This window comes from Clostridioides sp. ZZV14-6009, assembly GCF_020658095.1.
Taxonomy (GTDB): domain Bacteria; phylum Bacillota; class Clostridia; order Peptostreptococcales; family Peptostreptococcaceae; genus Clostridioides.
This window is the reverse complement of record NZ_JAGWDG010000001.1, coordinates 550,862-570,333: the sequence shown is the minus strand read 5'-3', so window position 1 is coordinate 570,333 and position 19,472 is coordinate 550,862. Positions and strand designations below refer to the sequence as shown.

Annotated in this window: 17 protein-coding genes; 4 read left to right on the top strand and 13 right to left on the bottom strand. The window is 28.8% G+C overall.

Features of this window, described 5'->3' with window-relative positions; translation table 11 throughout:
* Nucleotides 1-471 precede the first annotated feature (471 nt).
* Entirely contained in the window at nt 472-810 is a 339-nt protein-coding gene (locus KGF36_RS02440) for a hypothetical protein (protein WP_413926878.1), read from the bottom strand.
* Between the two features lie 246 nt (nt 811-1,056).
* On the opposite strand from KGF36_RS02440, the gene KGF36_RS02435 reads away from it, so the two are divergent.
* Both KGF36_RS02435 and KGF36_RS02430 read left to right on the top strand, forming a co-directional pair.
* Nucleotides 1,057-2,268 (top strand): ROK family transcriptional regulator, encoded by a 1,212-nt coding sequence (locus KGF36_RS02435; RefSeq protein WP_227828820.1) that lies wholly within the window; start codon nt 1,057-1,059, stop codon nt 2,266-2,268.
* Nucleotides 2,269-2,367: 99 nt separating this feature from the next.
* Nucleotides 2,368-2,883, top strand: coding sequence for a ferritin (locus KGF36_RS02430; protein WP_227854527.1), 516 nt, complete (start codon nt 2,368-2,370; stop codon nt 2,881-2,883).
* A gap of 269 nt (nt 2,884-3,152) precedes the next feature.
* Here the strand turns inward: KGF36_RS02430 and KGF36_RS02425 are convergent, their stop codons facing one another.
* From KGF36_RS02425 to KGF36_RS02395, 7 genes are all read right to left on the bottom strand, one after another.
* The gene (locus tag KGF36_RS02425; protein WP_227828822.1) at nt 3,153-5,252 is read right to left on the bottom strand and encodes an acetate--CoA ligase family protein; all 2,100 of its coding nucleotides are present in this window, start codon (nt 5,250-5,252) and stop codon (nt 3,153-3,155) included.
* A 125-nt stretch (nt 5,253-5,377) separates the two neighbouring features.
* Nucleotides 5,378-5,917 (bottom strand): 2-oxoacid:acceptor oxidoreductase family protein, encoded by a 540-nt coding sequence (locus KGF36_RS02420; protein WP_227828823.1) that lies wholly within the window; start codon nt 5,915-5,917, stop codon nt 5,378-5,380.
* Between the two features lie 2 nt (nt 5,918-5,919).
* On the bottom strand, nt 5,920-6,660 hold the full coding sequence (locus KGF36_RS02415; RefSeq protein WP_227828824.1) for a thiamine pyrophosphate-dependent enzyme: 741 nt from the start codon (nt 6,658-6,660) through the stop codon (nt 5,920-5,922).
* 1 nt (nt 6,661) lies between these two features.
* Entirely contained in the window at nt 6,662-7,711 is a 1,050-nt protein-coding gene (gene vorB / locus KGF36_RS02410) for a 3-methyl-2-oxobutanoate dehydrogenase subunit VorB (protein ID WP_227434866.1), read from the bottom strand.
* A 16-nt stretch (nt 7,712-7,727) separates the two neighbouring features.
* Nucleotides 7,728-7,946 carry an indolepyruvate ferredoxin oxidoreductase subunit alpha gene (locus KGF36_RS02405; RefSeq protein ID WP_227828825.1) on the bottom strand — a complete coding sequence of 73 codons (219 nt, stop codon included), beginning with the start codon at nt 7,944-7,946 and terminating at the stop codon, nt 7,728-7,730.
* A 32-nt stretch (nt 7,947-7,978) separates the two neighbouring features.
* Nucleotides 7,979-9,082 carry a histidinol-phosphate transaminase gene (gene hisC / locus KGF36_RS02400; protein WP_227828826.1) on the bottom strand — a complete coding sequence of 368 codons (1,104 nt, stop codon included), beginning with the start codon at nt 9,080-9,082 and terminating at the stop codon, nt 7,979-7,981.
* A 99-nt stretch (nt 9,083-9,181) separates the two neighbouring features.
* Nucleotides 9,182-10,612, bottom strand: a complete 1,431-nt coding sequence (locus tag KGF36_RS02395) for an MFS transporter (protein WP_227828827.1) — start codon at nt 10,610-10,612, stop codon at nt 9,182-9,184.
* Between the two features lie 674 nt (nt 10,613-11,286).
* Between KGF36_RS02395 and KGF36_RS02390 the strand changes: the two genes are divergently transcribed.
* The gene (locus KGF36_RS02390) at nt 11,287-12,651 is read left to right on the top strand and encodes a sodium:solute symporter family protein (protein ID WP_227828828.1); all 1,365 of its coding nucleotides are present in this window, start codon (nt 11,287-11,289) and stop codon (nt 12,649-12,651) included.
* A gap of 23 nt (nt 12,652-12,674) precedes the next feature.
* Nucleotides 12,675-13,328, top strand: a complete 654-nt coding sequence (locus KGF36_RS02385; RefSeq protein ID WP_227828829.1) for a TetR/AcrR family transcriptional regulator — start codon at nt 12,675-12,677, stop codon at nt 13,326-13,328.
* A gap of 121 nt (nt 13,329-13,449) precedes the next feature.
* Here KGF36_RS02385 and KGF36_RS02380 read toward each other — a convergent pair whose 3' ends face one another.
* The 5 genes from KGF36_RS02380 to hflX form a co-directional block, all read right to left on the bottom strand.
* Nucleotides 13,450-14,232 (bottom strand): alpha/beta hydrolase, encoded by a 783-nt coding sequence (locus tag KGF36_RS02380; RefSeq protein WP_227828830.1) that lies wholly within the window; start codon nt 14,230-14,232, stop codon nt 13,450-13,452.
* Between the two features lie 98 nt (nt 14,233-14,330).
* Nucleotides 14,331-15,497 (bottom strand): AI-2E family transporter, encoded by a 1,167-nt coding sequence (locus KGF36_RS02375; RefSeq protein WP_227828831.1) that lies wholly within the window; start codon nt 15,495-15,497, stop codon nt 14,331-14,333.
* Between the two features lie 146 nt (nt 15,498-15,643).
* Nucleotides 15,644-17,008 (bottom strand): aldehyde dehydrogenase, encoded by a 1,365-nt coding sequence (locus KGF36_RS02370; RefSeq protein ID WP_227828832.1) that lies wholly within the window; start codon nt 17,006-17,008, stop codon nt 15,644-15,646.
* A gap of 208 nt (nt 17,009-17,216) precedes the next feature.
* Entirely contained in the window at nt 17,217-17,756 is a 540-nt protein-coding gene (locus KGF36_RS02365; protein WP_227828833.1) for a flavodoxin domain-containing protein, read from the bottom strand.
* 232 nt (nt 17,757-17,988) lie between these two features.
* Nucleotides 17,989-19,260, bottom strand: coding sequence for a GTPase HflX (gene hflX / locus KGF36_RS02360; RefSeq protein ID WP_413926877.1), 1,272 nt, complete (start codon nt 19,258-19,260; stop codon nt 17,989-17,991).
* Nucleotides 19,261-19,472: the final 212 nt, after the last annotated feature.

Below are 19,472 nucleotides of genomic sequence, written 5' to 3'. Positions count from 1 at the left end.
ATAATTATATGTTTCTTATTATATCATAAATTACAAAAAGTTTCCATAATATTAGATAGATTAGAGAAAAAATTTACATTTTAGTTACAATTTCCCATATTTCAGTTCTAATACATACATATTCGGTAACAATTTGTAATAAAAATTGATAAATACACCTTATATTTATTTTAAAATTATACAATAATGAAATTTATTGCATATAAAAATTTATCATAAATTATATAATACTTTTATTATTGAATAAATATATTATAAAAATTAAAACTTAATTTAAATAAGTAATTTGACAAATTTATTAGGAAATTCTAAGTATAATAAATCAAAAAGAGCCACAAAATCTAGCATTTAAGTGGCTTTCTATTATTCCAATTGATTATATAAAGTGATTTTCTCATTTTAGAAATATAAATAATTATTTTTTCAAAATAACCTAAAAAATAAGCTTCTAATAACTTAAAAATCTGGAATTTAATTTCTTCTATTAATTTCGTCTGTTATTAATGATTTAGAAATATACATTGCTTTTATTATATTTCTAAATCGTTTGTAATTAGTAGTACCCTCTGCAAATTTTGACTGTGCTTTTTCACATTTGTTTATACTTGAAGATACAGGTCGTAGTGCTTCTATTAATTCTTCTTTTGTATATTTATCGATTATACTTTCCTCTGTTATTAATGATTTCGAAATATACATCGCTTTTATCCTATTCTTAAGGAGTGAGTGTTGAGAAGACCCTTCCATAAACTTTAGTTGTGCTTTTTCACATCTACTGATAACTGAAGATACTACTCTCAGTGTTTCCACCAATTCTTCTTTTGTATAATTATCTATAGTATTTCACCTCAAATTCTAATTCATTATTATATACCTTAATTTACTTCAATATTTTTTCACCCTATTATAACATATTTTTAGTGCTATTCTAATATATAATGTGATATATTCTAGTTAATGGTATTTTCGAACTTAATCAAATGTTATTCTATTATAAGGTCATAGTATATATATGAAAATACATAAAAATACTTAACTTTTTTAAGGAGATTTCCAATGAGCAACAAACAAGGTTCTAACATAAAAGATGTAAAAATTAAAAATAAGTTAATAATACTGAAACTACTTTCTACAAATACTCCTATGTCTAGAGTTGATTTAGCTAAATCTACAGGTCTTACTAAAATGACTTTATCAAATCTAGTCACTGAGCTTATTAATGAAAACATGATTAGAGAGATAGAATCATCAACTTTAAATGCACATTCATCAGGTCGTAAACCTATTTTATTAGATATTTCTAATATATCTCCTTGTGTTTGTGGCATTTTGATAAGAAGAAATATTTGTAAGGTAATCATTGCGGATTTAAAAGGTAATATTGTCAAACAACTTTTTGAGACTTACCCTAAATATCTGTCAAATGATGTTTTAAAAGATATAATAAAAAGAATGTTTACTAAAATAATGAAAAATAACAAAAGAGATATAATTGGAATTGGCATTTCTTCAATAGGTCCTGTAGATAATATAAATGGTATAATATTAAATCCTCCAGACTTTGGAAATGTATCAAACCTAAACATAGTAAATTTTATAGGAGAAATATCTGATTTACCTATATTTTTGATAAATGATGCTAATGCAGGTGCTTTGGCTGAAAAAATGTATGGTCTAGGCAAAGATATTCCAAATTATATATATTTACATATAATGAATGGAATTGGAGCTGGTTTAGTATTAGAAAATAAACTTCACACTGGTAATTTAGGTCAAAGTGGTGAAATAGGACATACATCTATTAATTTTAGTGGTCCAGTATGTAGTTGTGGAAATAATGGATGTCTAGACTATTATACAAGTGTGAGTAAGTTAATTAAAAGAATTGAATCATTAAGTCATATTTATCCAGATTCTCCACTAATTAATTGTAAAGATTTTTCTCTAGTCAAGTTAATAGATGAAGCCAATAACAAAGATAATCTAGGGATGTTTTTGCTTGATGAATTTTGTACATATATATCATATGCATTAGTAAATACACTTACCTTAATTGATTGTAGTTCTATAATAATAGGTTATGACTTTAATATCCCTGGTACATTTATAGAAAATACATTATTAAAAAAATTGACTGCTTCAGCAAGTTTTTCTAAATATAAAAAAATAAATGTAAGACATTCAAATTTTGGAGCAAATGCACCACTAATTGGCTCTGTAGCCATAGTAAGCTATAATTTTTTTAATGGTAGTATAAATTTTGATTAAACATGTAAAATATTAAAATATTTAATTAGTTTTGTTGAATATTTTTCCATTTAATATTATTATATCTTATAAGAGCGTTTAAAATTTGGAGGTATAAAAATGATTTCAGCTAAAATGGAAAAATTACTTAATGAACAGATTAACCATGAATTATATTCTGCATATCTTTACCTTTCTATGTCTTCTTACCTTGAAGCAGAAGGACTTAAAGGATTTTCTAATTGGTTTTATATTCAATATAAAGAAGAAACAGACCATGCTATGTATTTTTACAAATACTTACATAATGTAGGAGGAAAGGTTCAACTTGATGCTATACCAATGCCAGATGCAGACTTCACTTCTGCAATGGATATTCTTGAACGTACATTAGCTCATGAACAAAAGGTTACTGCTTTAATAAACAATCTAGCTGCTGTAGCAAACTCTGAAACAGACTTTAGAACTTCTCAATTCTTACTTTGGTTTATATCTGAACAAGCAGAAGAAGAGACAACTTGCGAAGACAATATAAAACGTGTTAAACTTGCTGGAGAAGGTGGGTTATTCTTTGTAGACCAAGAATTGGCTACTCGCATATATTCAGCACCAACAAATCCACCTGTAACAATATAAAAATATTAACGTTAAAATTTTTAGTATAATAGATAGGGTGTTTTAATGAAAATCAAGATTGATTCTATTCATTAAAACACCCTTTATGATTTGTCTTATATGTAGTATTTTACTTTTTATACATTGCTATTTTACAATCATATTTAAAACTCTATTTTTAACTTAAAGTATTCTATAATTAAATGTGGGGTGACTGAAAATCACAATCTATAAATTAGTGTAATTTTCAGTCGGTACTTTGATTATGGTTGAATACCAAAACTTGTTAACTATTTATATTTAACTATTAAAGCGTCTACTGCACATACACCTTTTCCCCTAGGATATACAAATACAGGATTTAAATCTATTTCCTTAACCTCATCCTTGTTTTCATAAACATATTTCCCTAATTTAACCATCATATCTGCAAGAGCATCAACATCGCAAGGTTCGCTGCCTCTGTATCCATTTAAAAGCTTAAATGATTTTAATTTTTTAAGCATCATTATAGCTTCATCATGATTTATAGGTAATGGATATAAAGTAGTATCTTTAAATACTTCTACAAATACTCCACCTAAACCAACTAATAGCATTGGTCCAAATTGGTCATCATTAGTTATACCAATAATTATTTCTACTCCACTTTCAACCATTTCTTGAACCAGTATACCATCAATCTTGGCATTTGGTTTTGCTTCTTTTACATTAATTAAAATCTCATTATATGCACTTACTGCCTCTTCTCTATTATTGATTCCTACTTTGACTCCTCCAACATCAGATTTATGTAATATCTCTGAAGAGTTTATTTTTAATACAACAGGATAGTTGATGTACTTCAAAATTTTATCTAATTCATCAATACTTTTTGCAATACCTTGACCTGGCACTGGTACTCCATATTTCTTCATTTCAATTTTACTATCTAATTCTGATAAGGCTACTACATTGTTTGAGTCTCTTTTCTTAACAGCTTCAAATTCTAAAGTTCTCTTTGAATAATCATAATCTACAAATTTAGCCATTTTATTGAAACAAGTAAATGTAGTTCCAACTGATGACATTATAGGTACTTGACTATTTTCTAATCTAGCCCTATAATTTAGATATCTATTTCCTTCAAGTGTAGGAACTGCAAATACAGGCTTCTTCAATCCTTGTTCTCTAGCTTCACTTACAGCTTGACAAAGAGTCTCATGCATTTCATTTTCTTCATCTCTTATATTTGCACCTATCATAGTAAATCCAACACTATCATCTTTATCAAATGTATGTAATAAACCTACTATCATATCTTTTTCATGAAATAATGCAGTTGTAGCATCCAATGGATTTTTAGGTGTTGCAAATCCTGGAAGATATTTTTTCATCTCTTCTTTAGTTTCAGTGGATATTTCTGCAAGTTCTACACAATTTTCTTCTGCTAAATCTGCACAAATAGTATTTTCTCCCCCTGAGAAGTTTATTGCTGCAAAATTAGAATTTTTAGGCAAATTACCATCTAAAACACTAAAAGCCTGAGCTAAACTCATAAATTGTTCTAAATTGTCTACAGAAATTACTCCATACTTTTCAAAAATACTCTCAAAAGCTTTACTTGAACCAGCTAGGTTTCCTGTATGAGAAGCAGCTGATATAGCTCCTTTTTCTGACCTTCCTGACTTCAAGATTATTACTGGTTTTCTTTTTTGAGCTGCTTTTTTTAGTGCATTTATAAATTTTTGAGGATTTTTTAGCCCCTCAAGATAAATAGCTATTACTGATGCATAATTATCATCTACAAGAAAGTCTACTGCATCTTCTAGTGTAACTATATTTCCATTTCCTGTTGAAAAACCATAAGATATATTAAAATAATCACTTGAAACAATTTCTGCAGTTATAAATCCACTCTGCCCTACAATTCCTATCCCTGGTTTTTTAGTATCCAAATCCCACTTAGAACCACCAGCCCATAGATTAACTTTATCTATGCAGTTTAGTAATCCCATACAGTTTGGACCTAATATTTTCATATCATATGTATTAGATATTTCTATAAGTTGATTTTCTAAATCTACTCCATCTTCTGTTCCTTCTTCTGCAAATCCACTAGCATATACCACTGCTGCCCTTGTTCCTAATTCTCCAGAATCTTTTAACACAGATTGAACTACATTTCTAGGTGTACATACTACCACACAGTCTACAACTTCTGGAACTTCTTGTATTGTCTTATAGCACTTTCTCCCAAATAATTCTTCTCTTTTGGGATTTACATAATATACTCTGTCTGTATTTTTACTTTTTACTATGCTAAGTGCTGCACTTCTACCAAAGCCAAGTTTATCAGTAACTCCTACTATAGCAATACTCTTTGGTCTAATAAGTTTTTCCAAACTCATAAATTCACTCTCCTATATATTTTATAGTTGTGATTTTAAGTGAATTCTATCTCAAGATAAAGCTTCTCTTGGCACTTAAGATTTGTTAAATCTTGAGATGAACCACTTAAGATAAGGGTAATTTATTAAATGGCGTTATTATAGCCTTCCATGAATGCTGCTTCATTTTGAACATTAAATTTGCCTTTTCCTTTTTCCTCAAAGAAATCACACATAGTTTTTATGGCTAATTCTTTCTCAAATAATCCTGTTTTTGCAATCAATGCTCCAAGAACTACTACATTTGCAGCTTTTGGATTGTTTGCCTTTTGAGCTAATTCCTGACAATTTATTTTAACTACATTTACATCTTCTCTTAATGCTATATTTTCATCTATCGCAGACGTATTAATAACTACTGTTCCTCCTTCTTTTACTAAATTTATATAATCTAAGGATGGCTTATTCATCGCTACTAAAACATCTATTTCTTCCATATCAGGTCCACCTATACTCTCATCAGAAAACTTAACCACACTATATGCTTTTCCACCTCTCATAGTTGGACCATATGCTGGCATCCAAGTAACTTGTTTTCCTAATTCAAGTGCTGATTCAGCTACAATTAAACCTAAAGTTAAAACTCCTTGACCACCAAATCCTGCAAATACTAACTCTTTTTCCATAACTATTCACCATCCCTTTGCTTAAATTCGCCAAGAGTATAATATGGCACTATTTCTTCTTCCATCCACTGGATAGATTTTTCTAATGATACACCCCAGTTAGTTGGGCAAGGTGCTAATATTTCAACCAATGAATATCCCTCTCCATTTAATTGAGCTTCTATAGCATTCTTTATATATTTTTTTAGATTAATTATTTCTTTTGGGCTATGAACTGAACCTCTTGCTACATAGGCTACATCAAAGTAATTTGCCACCATTTCAGGAACTTTTAATGGACTACCAGTAGTTTTTATATCTCTTCCATTTACACTTGTTGTTGTAACTTGACCTGGCATAGTAGTCCATGACATTTGACCACCAGTCATTGCAAAGTTATTGTTATTTATTACAAATACAGTTATATTATGATTTCTATATGCAGTATTTAATGTTTCAGAAAGACCTATAACATATGCATCTCCATCACCTTGATAAGTCATAACTAACATATCTGGTCGTGCTACTTTAACTCCTATGGCTGTAGATGAAGCTCTACCATGTGCAGTTTGCATCTTATCACCATTCCAGCTAAAATTCATATTACAAACACAGCCAACGCCTAAAGTTAATACATGATTTTTTTCATATCCATTTTCTTCTATCACTTCTGCTATTATACGGTTTACTATTCCATGACCACAACCTGGGCAAAATTTGTTTGGTATTGAAACAATGCTAGGTGTTAATCTATCTGTAGCCATATTAGAACACCTCCTTAATTTCGCCAGATTTTATTTTGCTGTAAGTGTCCATTACTTGTAATGTTTTTGGTATATGATTTCCACTAAATAATCCATAAACAGGTACATTTTCTTTGCATATTTTCTTTGAAGCTAATGCAACATCCTCTACTAACTGACCTGTATCAGTTGACTCTACTGAGATAAATCCTTTTACATCTTTATTTACCTTTTCAAATGCTTTATATGGGAAAGGCCACACTGTTATTGGTCTTATTATTCCAACTTTTTCTCCTTGTTCTCTAAGTCTTCTAACAGCATTCATAGTTGTTCTTGATGGTATACCGAACGCTACAAACACATATTCTGCATCTTCAACTTGATAATCTTCCCATTGTTGTTCATTTTCAGTTATTCTCATACGCTTCTCCATACAAAAAGCTGGTTTTTGGTTATCTGGAACTTTTGCATGGTCTCTATTACTACCATCATAAGTCCAACCTAAGTCTTCTTCTCTTTTCTTAAATTCAGGAAACTCTACTGGTTCCATCATTTGACCTAAAGCTGCTTCTGTCAAAATTTCAACAGGCACTCTATATTTCTCCGCTACATCAAATGAGTTATACATTAAATCTACAGTTTCTTGAATACTATTTGGTGCATAAACTATTAGATGATAATCTCCATTTCCTCCCCCTCTAGTGTCTCTTAGGTAGTCTGTTTGTGCTGAATCTAGTGAACCAAGACCAGGTCCCCATCTTTGTACATTTACAATTACACAAGGATAATGGTTTGCACATAAATATGAGATTCCTTCTTGTTTTAAAGATATTCCTGGCCCTGAAGAACTTGTCATAGACCTCATTCCACTTGCATATGCTCCATATACCATGTATATAGCAGCCATTTCATTTTCAGATTGTATAAAAGTTCTTCCAAGTTCAGACATTCTATGTGATAAAAATTCCATTACCTCTGTTTGTGGTGTGATTGGATATCCTGCATAAAATTCACAACCACCTCTTAGAGCTGCTTCTGCAATGGCGTGGTTTCCCTTCCACATTTTTTTCATATTCTCCCAACTCCTTTTAAGCCTCTTGACTTGCTTCTTCTTTAATTATTTCAAATACATTATCTGGACATACTTGATAACAAATTCCACAAAGTATGCATTTGCTTTCATCAACTTCTACATGAGTATATCCTTCTGTGTTTATATTATCGGATATTTTTAATGCTCCTTTTTTACAAGATATAACGCAGTATTCACAGCTTTTACATCTCTCTGCATTTATTTTTAAACTCATAGTTACACCCCATTTCGTAATATTTCTATCTATTAGCTAATACTTGGTTCTTCTTTAAGATTTAATATTTCTTTTAAAACTGCTACAAATTTCTTGTTTTCTTCCATAGTTCCAATACTTACACGCACATGTGTAGCATTTGGTCTTATTACAAAACCTCTTTGTTTTAAGTCTTCAAATAACTTAGGTATATCTGTTTTCATATCTACATAAAGGAAGTTTGATTGTGAATCTACAACATCAAATCCCATTTTTGTGAACTCTTCTTTGAAATAAGCCATTCCAGCTCTATTTAACTCATATGTTTCCTTTATAAATTCATCATCATCAAGTGCGGCTGTTGCTCCACTTATCGCAACACGATTAGCAGAGAAAGGTTCTTTTACTGTAAATAAAGTTCTTATTATCTCATCTTTAGCAATACCATACCCTACTCTAAGTCCTGCAAGACCATATATTTTAGAGAAAGTTCTTGTCACTATAACATTATAATTTTCTCTTACATATTTAAGGCCATCCACATAATTAGGCACTGTTAAAAATTCTATATATGCTTCATCTAATATAGTTATAATATTTTCAGGGACTTTCTTTAAAAATTCTTCCAATTCTTTATCATCTACAATTGTTCCTGTTGGATTATTAGGATTACATATACATATTAATTTTGTTTTATCTGTAATCTTATCTAATATACCTTGTAAATCATACTTATAATCCTCTGTTAAAGGTACTTCTACTGGTATTCCTTCATTTTTAACAGTTGCTGTTCTATAAGATGGGAATGTTGGGTCACAGTATATAACTTCATCTTCTCTATTTATAAAGGCTTCACCTATTAGTGTGATAACGTTATCTGCACCATTAGCAACAATGAAATTTTCTGGTTTTAAATCCAATTTTTCAGCCAATTTTCTTCTAAGTTCATTAGCTTCTGGCTCTGGATAAAGTTGACCTTGTTTTAATATTTCAATCATAGCTTCCATTGCTTTTGGTGATGGTCCTAGAGGATTTTCATTTGAAGCTAGTTTTATTATTTCTTTTACACCATATTTTTCTTTTACTTTTTCTATTGGTTCACCTGGAACATATTGATGTAATTCTTTTACTGTATTTCTCAATAATTTTTCTATCATTTTTAAAAGCCCCCCCTGTATATGTATTTTCATTTATATAAACGCTATTGCGTCTACTTACTCTAACAACTAAACTAAGTCATTTACTCAAATTTTTTATTAAGCATTTCTTTGATTTAATTCTTCTCTTATTTGATTTAATTTTTTATCACTTACTGGATATAAGATTGCTATAACAATAGCTATTATTAAAGGTATTGCCATAGAGTAAGAAATCATATTTATAAAACCTGTTTTAACTGCTGCTGTAACTACCATATCAGCTTGATATCCCATTGAATTCATTAAAATTGTTCTTATAGTAGTCGCAAGTAGTACACCTACTTGTATTGCAACTGGATATAGTGACATACTTAGACCTGGTAAATCTTTTCCTGATTTCCAATGTCCATAATCACAAGAACCAGCAAAGAAGTTAAGATTTATTATTGATACTACATTTGAGAAACCTCCACCAATTGCCAGTAGCATAGTTACCCCTAAAGTTGTTCTCCCCCAAGGAGTCCATGCAACTAACAAGTGACATAATGCGCATATAGAGAAAGAAATTATTGAAGCTAATTTTTGTTCTTTACAAATTCTTATAAACACTGGTGCGAAAAACATAAATCCTACACTTACCAAAGGCATTATTGCTAAAAATACTGCCAAGCCACGTTCATCTTCTATTACATACTTAAAGTAATAAGGAGCTAAAGGTCCTAGCCCTATAGATCTTATGCATATAAGAAACTCTAAACAGAATGCCATCATAAGTGGTACATTAGTAAATAAAGCTTTTAGCATTTCACTTGCTTTAATTTTTGGTTTTTCTTCTTTTTGAAGTACTTCAGCTTCTGCTCCAGACTTTATTATTTCTGTTGAAGAAAACCAAAATACTAGAAGACATCCTACTGCAAAGAATAGATAAGTACCTAAATAACCCATTCCTTCTCCACCTAGTACATCTGCAAATAAAACTAATAATAACGGATATGAAAAACCTACTAAAAATTTTCCAACTTCTTTGAATATATTTGTAGTAGTTGAACCTATAACTCTGTCTCTAGGTGTTTTAGTAACCACAGGGTAAATAGCATAGATTATAGTGAAAACTACTTGTTGAGCACAAGATGCTATTAACAATAATGCTGTCATTAAAGGTAAAAGTAATGTTGGACTTATTTTCATTAATGGAACTATGAAAAATACTCCATATGTTAGTGCTAATGCTGCAGGTGCATACCTAAGCCAAGGATAATATTTTCCTTTTTTAAATGGTTGCTTGTCAAATATAGTCCCTGTTATCGGAGCCACGGCCATTTTTATGAAAGATTGTATTATTTGCATACCACCTGCCATAATTACACCAAGCTTTGCTACATCAGTTAAAAATATGTTTGTTACTGTTGATACAAAGTAGCCTATAAAATTATATGCCAAATTTATAGAACCTGAGTAAGTGTATACTGCTCTCTTTTTAGGGTCTCTCATATCATCTCTAAAGTTTGATATAAGGTTTCCTTTTGGTTTGCTTTCTTGACTACTCACATCTACCCCTCCTTAACATAATTTATTCTTTATTTTATTTTTATTCACGTATAATAATTTGAATTTCAAACCCTACGCTATGCTTTCTATAATTCGAATCAAATTTTTATATGTGTATAATTTTAATTTAATTATATTCTCAAAATTCATAATTGTCAAACACTTTTTGGATTTATTTTTTTGTTACTTAAATGAACTAAAAAGGCATTTATACTTAATTTAAATATATATTTTTATTAATATATGCATCTAAAGCGGCACTAAAATATATATTTCAAATTATTTCATCAAAATTCTAGTTATTTTAAATCATTACAAATTTATTCAAGAATAATTTTTATGCTATATTTATATACTACAAGTAGATATTAAAAATATTTTCCCGCCTTTTAAATCCCTTTTATTTTTATACATGTACTATTGATTTTAAAATAAAAGCATGTTACAATTACAAAAAAAGAATATACCAAGTAAACGTTTATTATAACGTTTAATTTCAGAATTTTCAATTTTCTTATTTTATCTAACTTTTACATAACATCATATGTTAAATTATTGTAGCTACACTAATCCAAAGCCAGTTAAAATCAATATTGTCTTACTTTGATATAAAATATATTTAAAATATATTTTATAAATTTTATTTAAAAAATATTATATAAGGAGAAAAAATTATGTTACTTTTAATTGCTACGTGTGCAGTGTACATATGGATTGGTTTTTATTTTTCTAAAAAAGTTAAAACAGCATCCGATTTCCTAATTGCGGGTAGAAATCTTCCTTTACCCATACTTGCTGCAACTATTGCTGCTACATCTTTTGGGGGAGGATGTTTGGTTGGTGGAGTTCAATGGGGAGCCGAAAGAGGACTATGGGTTGGTATGTACTCTACTATAGGTGCGGCTTTAGCTTGTTTTGTAAATGCATTTTTTGCAGGAAAATTAAGAAGCTTATCCTGTGATATAACACCTGCTGACTATATTGAAACTAGATATGGTCATAGTATATTCTTAAGAGCTTATCAATGTCTTGTAACACCAATATCAATATTAGCTATTATGGGCAGTCAATTAATATCTTTTGGTTCTGTATCTACTGCATTTGGTATTCCTTATGATATAGCTGTAATTGTAGGAGTCATAGTAATCATTATATATACTTATGCATCAGGAATGTGGGGAGTTGCAGTATCAGCATTTATTCAACTAGCTATTTGTGTAGTATTTTTGCCAATAGTGGCTTATATAAGCTTAAAATTAGTTGGCGACAACCCTTTACTTATGTTACAATCAATGGTAAAAGAACCATTCTTCCCAGGAAATAAGTCGCTTAGTGATTTTATGTATACAGTTTTACCATTGGTTTTAGGCTCAATATTTTCTTATGAAAGTTTTTTGAGATACCAATGTGCTGATAATGCTAAAAATGCAGTTAAAAGCAGTGTTATTGCAGGATTTATACTATTATTTCTTGCTTTCCCTATAGGCATAATTGGAGCTATTGGTGGTAGTTTATTTCCAAACATATCATCTGTTCAGGTTTTACCTCAAATGATATCAACAACTCTACCTCCTTTAATTTCGGTATTATTCTTAGCTGCTATATTAGCTGCCATAATGTCTACAGCTGACTCATTAATGACCTCAATGAGTGCCATAATATCGAGAGATATTTATAATAAATTATTGCATCCTAATATAGAGTTTAATGATTTAAAAAATACTCTTAAATACTCTCAAATTGCCTCAGCTTTAACAGCTATAATAGGAGCAGTTATAGCACTCAAGTTTGACAGTTTATTAGAACTATTGTTTTGGCCAGCACCATTATGTACAGGCGTAATATTTGCACCATTTGTCATTGGTCTTTCCTGGAAAGGTGCTACAAAAAAAGGAGCTATCTGTGCTGTTATAGTAAGTGCAATATTAGCATTTTTAAATATGATTGGCATCCTCACTGTCTTTGACAGAATCCTAGTACCTATAATAGGTGGTTCGGTTACGATACTTATAGTTAGCAAATTTTCAAAAAAAGATTGAAAAGAAAGGTATACACAGTAAATATGTCAAAATCAGAAAAAGGTAAGGAAACAAAAGCTAGTATTATAAGTGCTGCTAGAGAATTATTTTTTGAACAAGGTTATCACAAGACAACAACTAGGCAAATTGCAGAAAGAGCCAATATAAATTTAGGCTTAATAAGTTATTATTTCTCAAGTAAAAGTGAAATCGGAGCTATAATATATGAAGATATAAGGAATGAAATGCAATCTTTAATCTATAATTATCATGAAGAAGGTACAATGATGATGTTCTTTCTTGCTATGAATGCTGACCTTTGTTTTCTTTTAAAAAATGAAGCGTATAGAAACTTTTATTTAGATATAGCTTATGAGGAAGCTATTTTAAGCTATCAACGAAGTGTAACTGAAATGGTCATGAAAAGATATGTTAATGAAAAAGAATCTATAGAACATGACGAATTGATACTTTCTTGTATTGGTATACTCGCTATGAAACCAGAGATAATTAGGGTCTATACTTCACATAAATATGATATATCTTCTCAATCTGTAATAAAATATTTTACAAAACAGTTTCTAATTAACCTTGGTCACAGCACTGATTTATGCGAAGATATTTTAGAGGAATTAAGTAAATACTATATAGATATAGTTGATAATTTTACTCCAATAATAACTCGCATAAGAACTTAATAAAATTTTATTGAACTTTTTAGAGACTGAAATTTTGAAATCATAATTGCATTTTAATATTTCAGTCTTTATTACGTTTAAAAATACTTTATAGTGTTTTGCCCTAATGACAATAAAGTACTTATCCAATTACATCTATAAATTTTTTTATCCACAAATCCCATAGACGCCATTCATGACCACCAACACACTCTTCATATACAATATCAACATCTAAAGATTCTGCATATTTTTTAAAGGTTTGGTTATTCTTATATAAAAAATCCCTATCACCACAAAATTGATAAATTTTGGGAATATCTTTATTACTCTCTTTAAGATTCTTAAGTATGTAAAGTAAATCATTCTCACTATTTCTAGCATCTTCTGGTTTTCCAAAGTCATGGAATAGAATATCAGCATTTGTTTCTATTTGCTGATTTTCCAACTCGTGAATCATATCAGGTGAACCAGAAAAACTTGCTACAGCTGAAAATTCATTTGGTTTTGAAAGTGCTAATTTTAAAGCCCCATATCCTCCCATAGACATCCCAGCTACAAAATTATCTTCTCTCTTATCTGATAAAGGAAATATAGCTCTAACAAATTTAGGTAGCTCTTCACTTACAAAGGTGAAATATTTATGTCCATACACCATATCTGTGTAAAAACTAGTTTCTACTCTTGGTATTACTAAAGCTATATTTTTACTTTTGGCATAATGTTCTACATTAGTGTATCTAATCCATGAACTTTGGTCATCTTCCAGCCCATGAAATAAGTACAAAGTTTTAAACTTACCTTCAAAATCATATATTTCTTTACCAGTAAAAAGTTCTTTTCCATTTGCTACAGGTAAAACTACGATTATATCAGTTTCTCCTCCTGTATATTTTGATTTAAATTTACATTCTATAAATGCCACAAAAAACACCTCTTCTATAATGAATTTATTATCTAAAAAGCACCAAGATTTTAGCTGTCTCAGTGCTTTAAATATTTTATTAATTTATATATTTTTAACTACATATAATCAGAAGTATCTGTTGGTAACCCCTTTTTATCTAATTTACCCTCAATAACATCTTTAATTATAGAATAAATTACTGCAAATAGAGGAACTCCTATTACCATTCCAACAAAGCCTAATAATTTACCTGCAACCAACAATGAGAATAAAATCCAAAATGCAGATATCCCAATTGAGTCTCCAAGTATTTTAGGTCCTATAATATTTCCATCTATTTGTTGTATTATTAATATAATTAACAATAACCATAGTGCTTGTATTGGAGAAACAAACATTACTATTATTGTAGATGGTATTGCTCCAAACAGTGGTCCAAAGAATGGAATAATATTTGTAATACCAATTATTACTGATATTAATAATGCATATGGCATTTTTACTACTGTAAGTATTACAAATGTCAAAATACCTATAATAAATGAATCTAATATCTTACCACCTAAAAATCTACCAAATGTATAGTTACTTCTGTGAGTTAATTCTAGAATTTTAGCAGCTTGTGTTTCTGTAAAAAGTGCATAAGTTATTTTTTTACTTAATCCATAGAATTTTTCTTTATCAATTAGTAAATATACTGAAACAATCAATCCTAGTACAATATTCCATATGCTAGAAGCTATATTCTTCAACATGTTTCCTAATATTGGTATTAAGTCTGTTACAAATTTTATAATGTATGTGACAAATTCATTCCATTTATCTACTGCTAAATTAAAGTATTGTTCATCAAGATTTAAATCAGTCATTAATTTATCAAGAAGCTTAGTTGCGTTGTTTACATACATAGGTATATCATTTGCTAATCCAACAATACTCTCAATTACTTGAGGTAATACGAATTGCATAAATAAGTAGAGTATCAATGCAGCTGTTGCATATGTTAATAAAAGGCCCAATCCTCTTTTTGATTTTTGTTTTAGTTTTTTTAATTTTTCACTTTTGATAAAAAGCCTTTCTTCATAAAATTTCAGAATAAAATTCAGAAGATATGCAATAGCAAACCCTATTATAAATGGCTGTAATGTTGTAAACATAATATCTAAATTGTTAGAGAATACATCAATTTGTGATGATACAAGATAGAATATAATACTACAAGCAGCTATTATAAACGTATAAATTGCTATTGTCGTGTACTTTGTATTCCAATTAATTTTCATTTGTTCCTCCTTATTTCTATATAATTAAATTTTATCACAAAATTACTACTTTTATAACAAATATGCCAAATTAAAATTTTTAATTTGATAAAATATAATCAAAATATATATTTTTAATTTGATTTGTATTTTTTCTACAATATAGTTTACATCATTTTTTTAAGAATTTTAATTAATTTATCATTATATGGTGCATATCTAATAGGAATATCTAAATTTAATTTTTTTAATACACTTTTATAATGAGTAAATGTATCAAATCCTGCTTTACCATGATATGAGCCCATACCACTTTCACCAACACCCCCAAATGGTAAGTAATTAGTAGCTATATGGATAACTGTATCATTTACACAACATCCTCCTGCTGGAATCATTTCTAAAACTTTATTTTCCAGATACTTATTTTTTGTAAATATATAAAGAGCTAGTGGATTTGGTCTTTGTATAACTTCTTGTATAGCTTCTTCTAAGTTTTTATATGTCAAAACAGGAAATACTGGTCCAAATATTTCCTCCTTCATTATATCATCATCCCAACTAACATCACCTATTATAGTTGGGTCTATTTTTAATGTATGGTTATTATAATTACCACCATATACTACCTTTTCCATATCAATAAGGGATATTATACGTTTAAAATGTTTTTCATTTATGATTTTAGGAAATTGTTCATTATCACATGGATTCTCTCCAAAATACTGTTCAATATAATATTTTATTTTCTCTATTAACTCATCTTTTTTATTCTCATGTACTAAAATATAATCTGGAGCTACACAAGTTTGTCCTGCATTTATTAGTTTTCCCCATGTCAATCTTTTTGCAGTAAGATTTATATCTGCATCCTCTAATATAATACAAGGGCTTTTTCCTCCTAGCTCTAAAGTTATAGGAGTTAAATGCTTTGATGCTGCTTTCATAACTACTTTACCTACAGCAGTACTTCCTGTAAAAAATATATAATCGAATTTTTCTAAAAGTACTTTTTCGCTTTCTTCTTGGTCACCTTGAACTACTGCAATATATTCTTTTGAAAATATACTTTCAAGTATATCTTTAATTATATGTGAAGTTGATACAGAGTACTCAGAAAGTTTTATTATTGCACAATTTCCTGCTGCTAATGACCAAACTAATGGTATAAGAGCTAATTGAAATGGATAATTCCAAGGTGACATTATAAGTGTGACACCATAAGGTTGAGGAATAATCTTAGATATAGATGGAAAATTGACCATACTTGAACGAACTCTTTTCGTTTTGCTCCATTTTTTTATATTTTTTATAGCAAAATTCAACTCACTATATAAAATACCTACTTCTGTCATAAATCCTTCAAAATTTGATTTATTTAAATCCTGTTTTAATGCCACAAGTATTTTATCTTCATTTTGTAATATAGCTGACTTTAGCCTTTTTAACTGTTCTAAACGAAATGATACATCTCTTGTTTTACCTGTATTATAGTATTCCCTTTGCATCATTACTAGCTTATTTATATCCACTATTTAAAACCCCCTCTTTAAGAATTTAGACTACTCTATTTTTAAAACAAATTGTTTAAATTTCTATTAATATCATTTTTATACAATAATAAATTCTTATCAATATAACATAAATTTACAAATAAAAAAAGCCCCCCTTTTAGATACAGGAGAACTAATAAAGAAATTGTATTTTTAAGAATTAACTACTCTATAAACTACAATATAGTTATAAGTTTGTGTTTTGAAGTTTATCCACATAATCAAGTATTGGATTTAGATACTTTTTATCACACCAATCAAAATCTTCTCCCAATAATAAAGGAGCTTCTATTGGATTAAAACCCTGACGTTGTTTTTTAGCTATTGACTTTTTAAGAAAACTACAAAGAGTAGTATCAAGCCATGACATTTTTGTTTCATCCCATTCCCCACGACAATAAAAGCAAGGAATATTATTCAACTTATCTTTAAAATTAACTTCTCTCAATTTTCTTATTACTGAATCATCATATGGAGATGCTCCTACACCAAAAACAATTAGATTTTTACCTGCTAATTTCTCATAATGCTTTTTAAAAAAAGAAATTCCTGCTATATTGCAAGCATAAAGACCTCCACCTAAGATAATTGTATTGTAATCTCTAATCTTTTCTAGATTAATATCCTTAATTTCAAAAATATCACAACCTAATGATTCTGAAAGCCATTTTGCATATTTTTTTGTTGAACCATACTTACTTTTATAAATTATCACTGTATTTTTCATGTCAATTATCTCCTTAATATTGATAGTAGCTATAATTAGTAACTAGTTACCTTATATTATATTAATTAATTACTTTTATGTCAATAATCTTATTTTTTATTATATATAATAAAACGGTATAGCTTAGATAGCTATACCGCTTTATACAAATTATAATTTATAATAATTTTACAACTTAACTCTAAATTAACTGCTTTAAGTAAATTCTAGATTACAATACCTTTTACCAAGTTTATTCTAAAACATACTTTTTATACTTGTTATATTCTATATTACTACATTCTACATCTAAAAGAGTTCCCTCTTCCATATATTCTGTATTTATGACACTTGTATTATTATTAAAATAAGAAGCTACATGCCCTTCACTGTATGGAATCAAAAGCTTACATCTTACATAATCTTTAAATATACTATCACAAATACATTTTATCATTTTATCTATATTTATATTTTTTTTGGCTGAAACAAATATCCCTTCCTTGCCTATATCATCTACAATATCATTTAATAATTCTTCCTGAACTAAATCAATTTTATTGTAAACATTTATTATAGGGATATCATTTGCTCCAATTTGCTTTAAAGTATCTTCTGTTACTTTAATATGATTTTTATAGCTTGGATTTGAAACATCAATAACATGTAATAACACATCTGCTTCGCATGCTTCTTCTAATGTTGACCTAAATGCTTTTACTAAATCATGTGGTAGATTACTTACAAATCCAACTGTATCAGACAATAAAAATTCTTTATTATCTGGAAGAACTATGTTTCTAATAGAAGTTTCTAATGTCGCAAATAGCATGTTTTTTTCAAATACTTTCTTTTCTTCAGAGTTTTTAAATATATCAACTAATTCATTCATTATTGAAGATTTCCCAGCATTTGTATATCCAACTAAAGCTACATTTGGAAGATTCGATTTTTTTCTCATATTTCTTTGAGTTTCTCGTTGGAATTTTAAATCATCTAATTCCCTATTTAGAGAAGTTATCTTTTCTTCTATTCTTCTACGATCAAGCTCTAATTTCTTTTCACCAGAACCTCTATTTTTGGTACCTACTCCACCACTTTGACGCCCTAAATTTTCATTTGAGCCTATAAGTCTTGGTAACATATATCTTAAGCTTGCTACTTCCACTTGAAGCTTGGCTTCTCTAGTTTTTGCCCTTTGTGCAAATATATCAAGTATTAATGCTGTTCTATCTATAATTTCACAGTTAAATTTTTCTTCAAGGTTTTTAAGCTGTGATGTAGAAAGCTCATTATAAAATACAACTATATCTGCTTTTTCTTGCTCTATTAAATTTAATAATTCTTCAACTTTACCTGTACCAATATAATATGCTCTATTAACCTGCTTTGCATTTTGAGTTATACTTCCTACAACATCAATATTACATGCTAAACATAAGTTTTCAAGCTCAATCATTAGTTCATTAAAATCCTCAGATTTATTATTTATATTTAGTCCTACTATTATTCCTTTTTTTGCCATATCCATATTCTCCTTATATACTATTTTTTATTTAATATATAGCACGAGATTATGGCTCTATAATTAAATTCATTAAGAATTTGCTTGTTTAATTTTATCCTTAAATTATACTTCTAATTTAATATTATAATAACCATAATCGTGCGTTATTTTCTTAATCTTATATAAAAAATCACTTTAAAACACCTCTCCTCAATTATATTATGTAGTTT

Excerpts from the sequence above, each read along its gene's own strand:
- KGF36_RS02375 (WP_227828831.1), bottom strand. The coding sequence starts at position 15,497 with ATGAAAATTAATTGGAATACAAAGTACACGACAATAGCAATTTATACG.
- hisC (WP_227828826.1), bottom strand. The coding sequence starts at position 9,082 with ATGATAGAAAAATTATTGAGAAATACAGTAAAAGAATTACATCAATAT.
- KGF36_RS02385 (WP_227828829.1), top strand. The coding sequence starts at position 12,675 with ATGTCAAAATCAGAAAAAGGTAAGGAAACAAAAGCTAGTATTATAAGT.
- hflX (WP_413926877.1), bottom strand. The coding sequence starts at position 19,260 with ATGGCAAAAAAAGGAATAATAGTAGGACTAAATATAAATAATAAATCT.
- KGF36_RS02425 (WP_227828822.1), bottom strand. The coding sequence starts at position 5,252 with ATGAGTTTGGAAAAACTTATTAGACCAAAGAGTATTGCTATAGTAGGA.
- KGF36_RS02435 (WP_227828820.1), top strand. The coding sequence starts at position 1,057 with ATGAGCAACAAACAAGGTTCTAACATAAAAGATGTAAAAATTAAAAAT.
- KGF36_RS02365 (WP_227828833.1), bottom strand. The coding sequence starts at position 17,756 with ATGAAAAATACAGTGATAATTTATAAAAGTAAGTATGGTTCAACAAAA.
- KGF36_RS02430 (WP_227854527.1), top strand. The coding sequence starts at position 2,368 with ATGATTTCAGCTAAAATGGAAAAATTACTTAATGAACAGATTAACCAT.
- KGF36_RS02420 (WP_227828823.1), bottom strand. The coding sequence starts at position 5,917 with ATGGAAAAAGAGTTAGTATTTGCAGGATTTGGTGGTCAAGGAGTTTTA.
- KGF36_RS02405 (WP_227828825.1), bottom strand. The coding sequence starts at position 7,946 with ATGAGTTTAAAAATAAATGCAGAGAGATGTAAAAGCTGTGAATACTGC.
- KGF36_RS02390 (WP_227828828.1), top strand. The coding sequence starts at position 11,287 with ATGTTACTTTTAATTGCTACGTGTGCAGTGTACATATGGATTGGTTTT.
- KGF36_RS02415 (WP_227828824.1), bottom strand. The coding sequence starts at position 6,660 with ATGGCTACAGATAGATTAACACCTAGCATTGTTTCAATACCAAACAAA.
- vorB (WP_227434866.1), bottom strand. The coding sequence starts at position 7,711 with ATGAAAAAAATGTGGAAGGGAAACCACGCCATTGCAGAAGCAGCTCTA.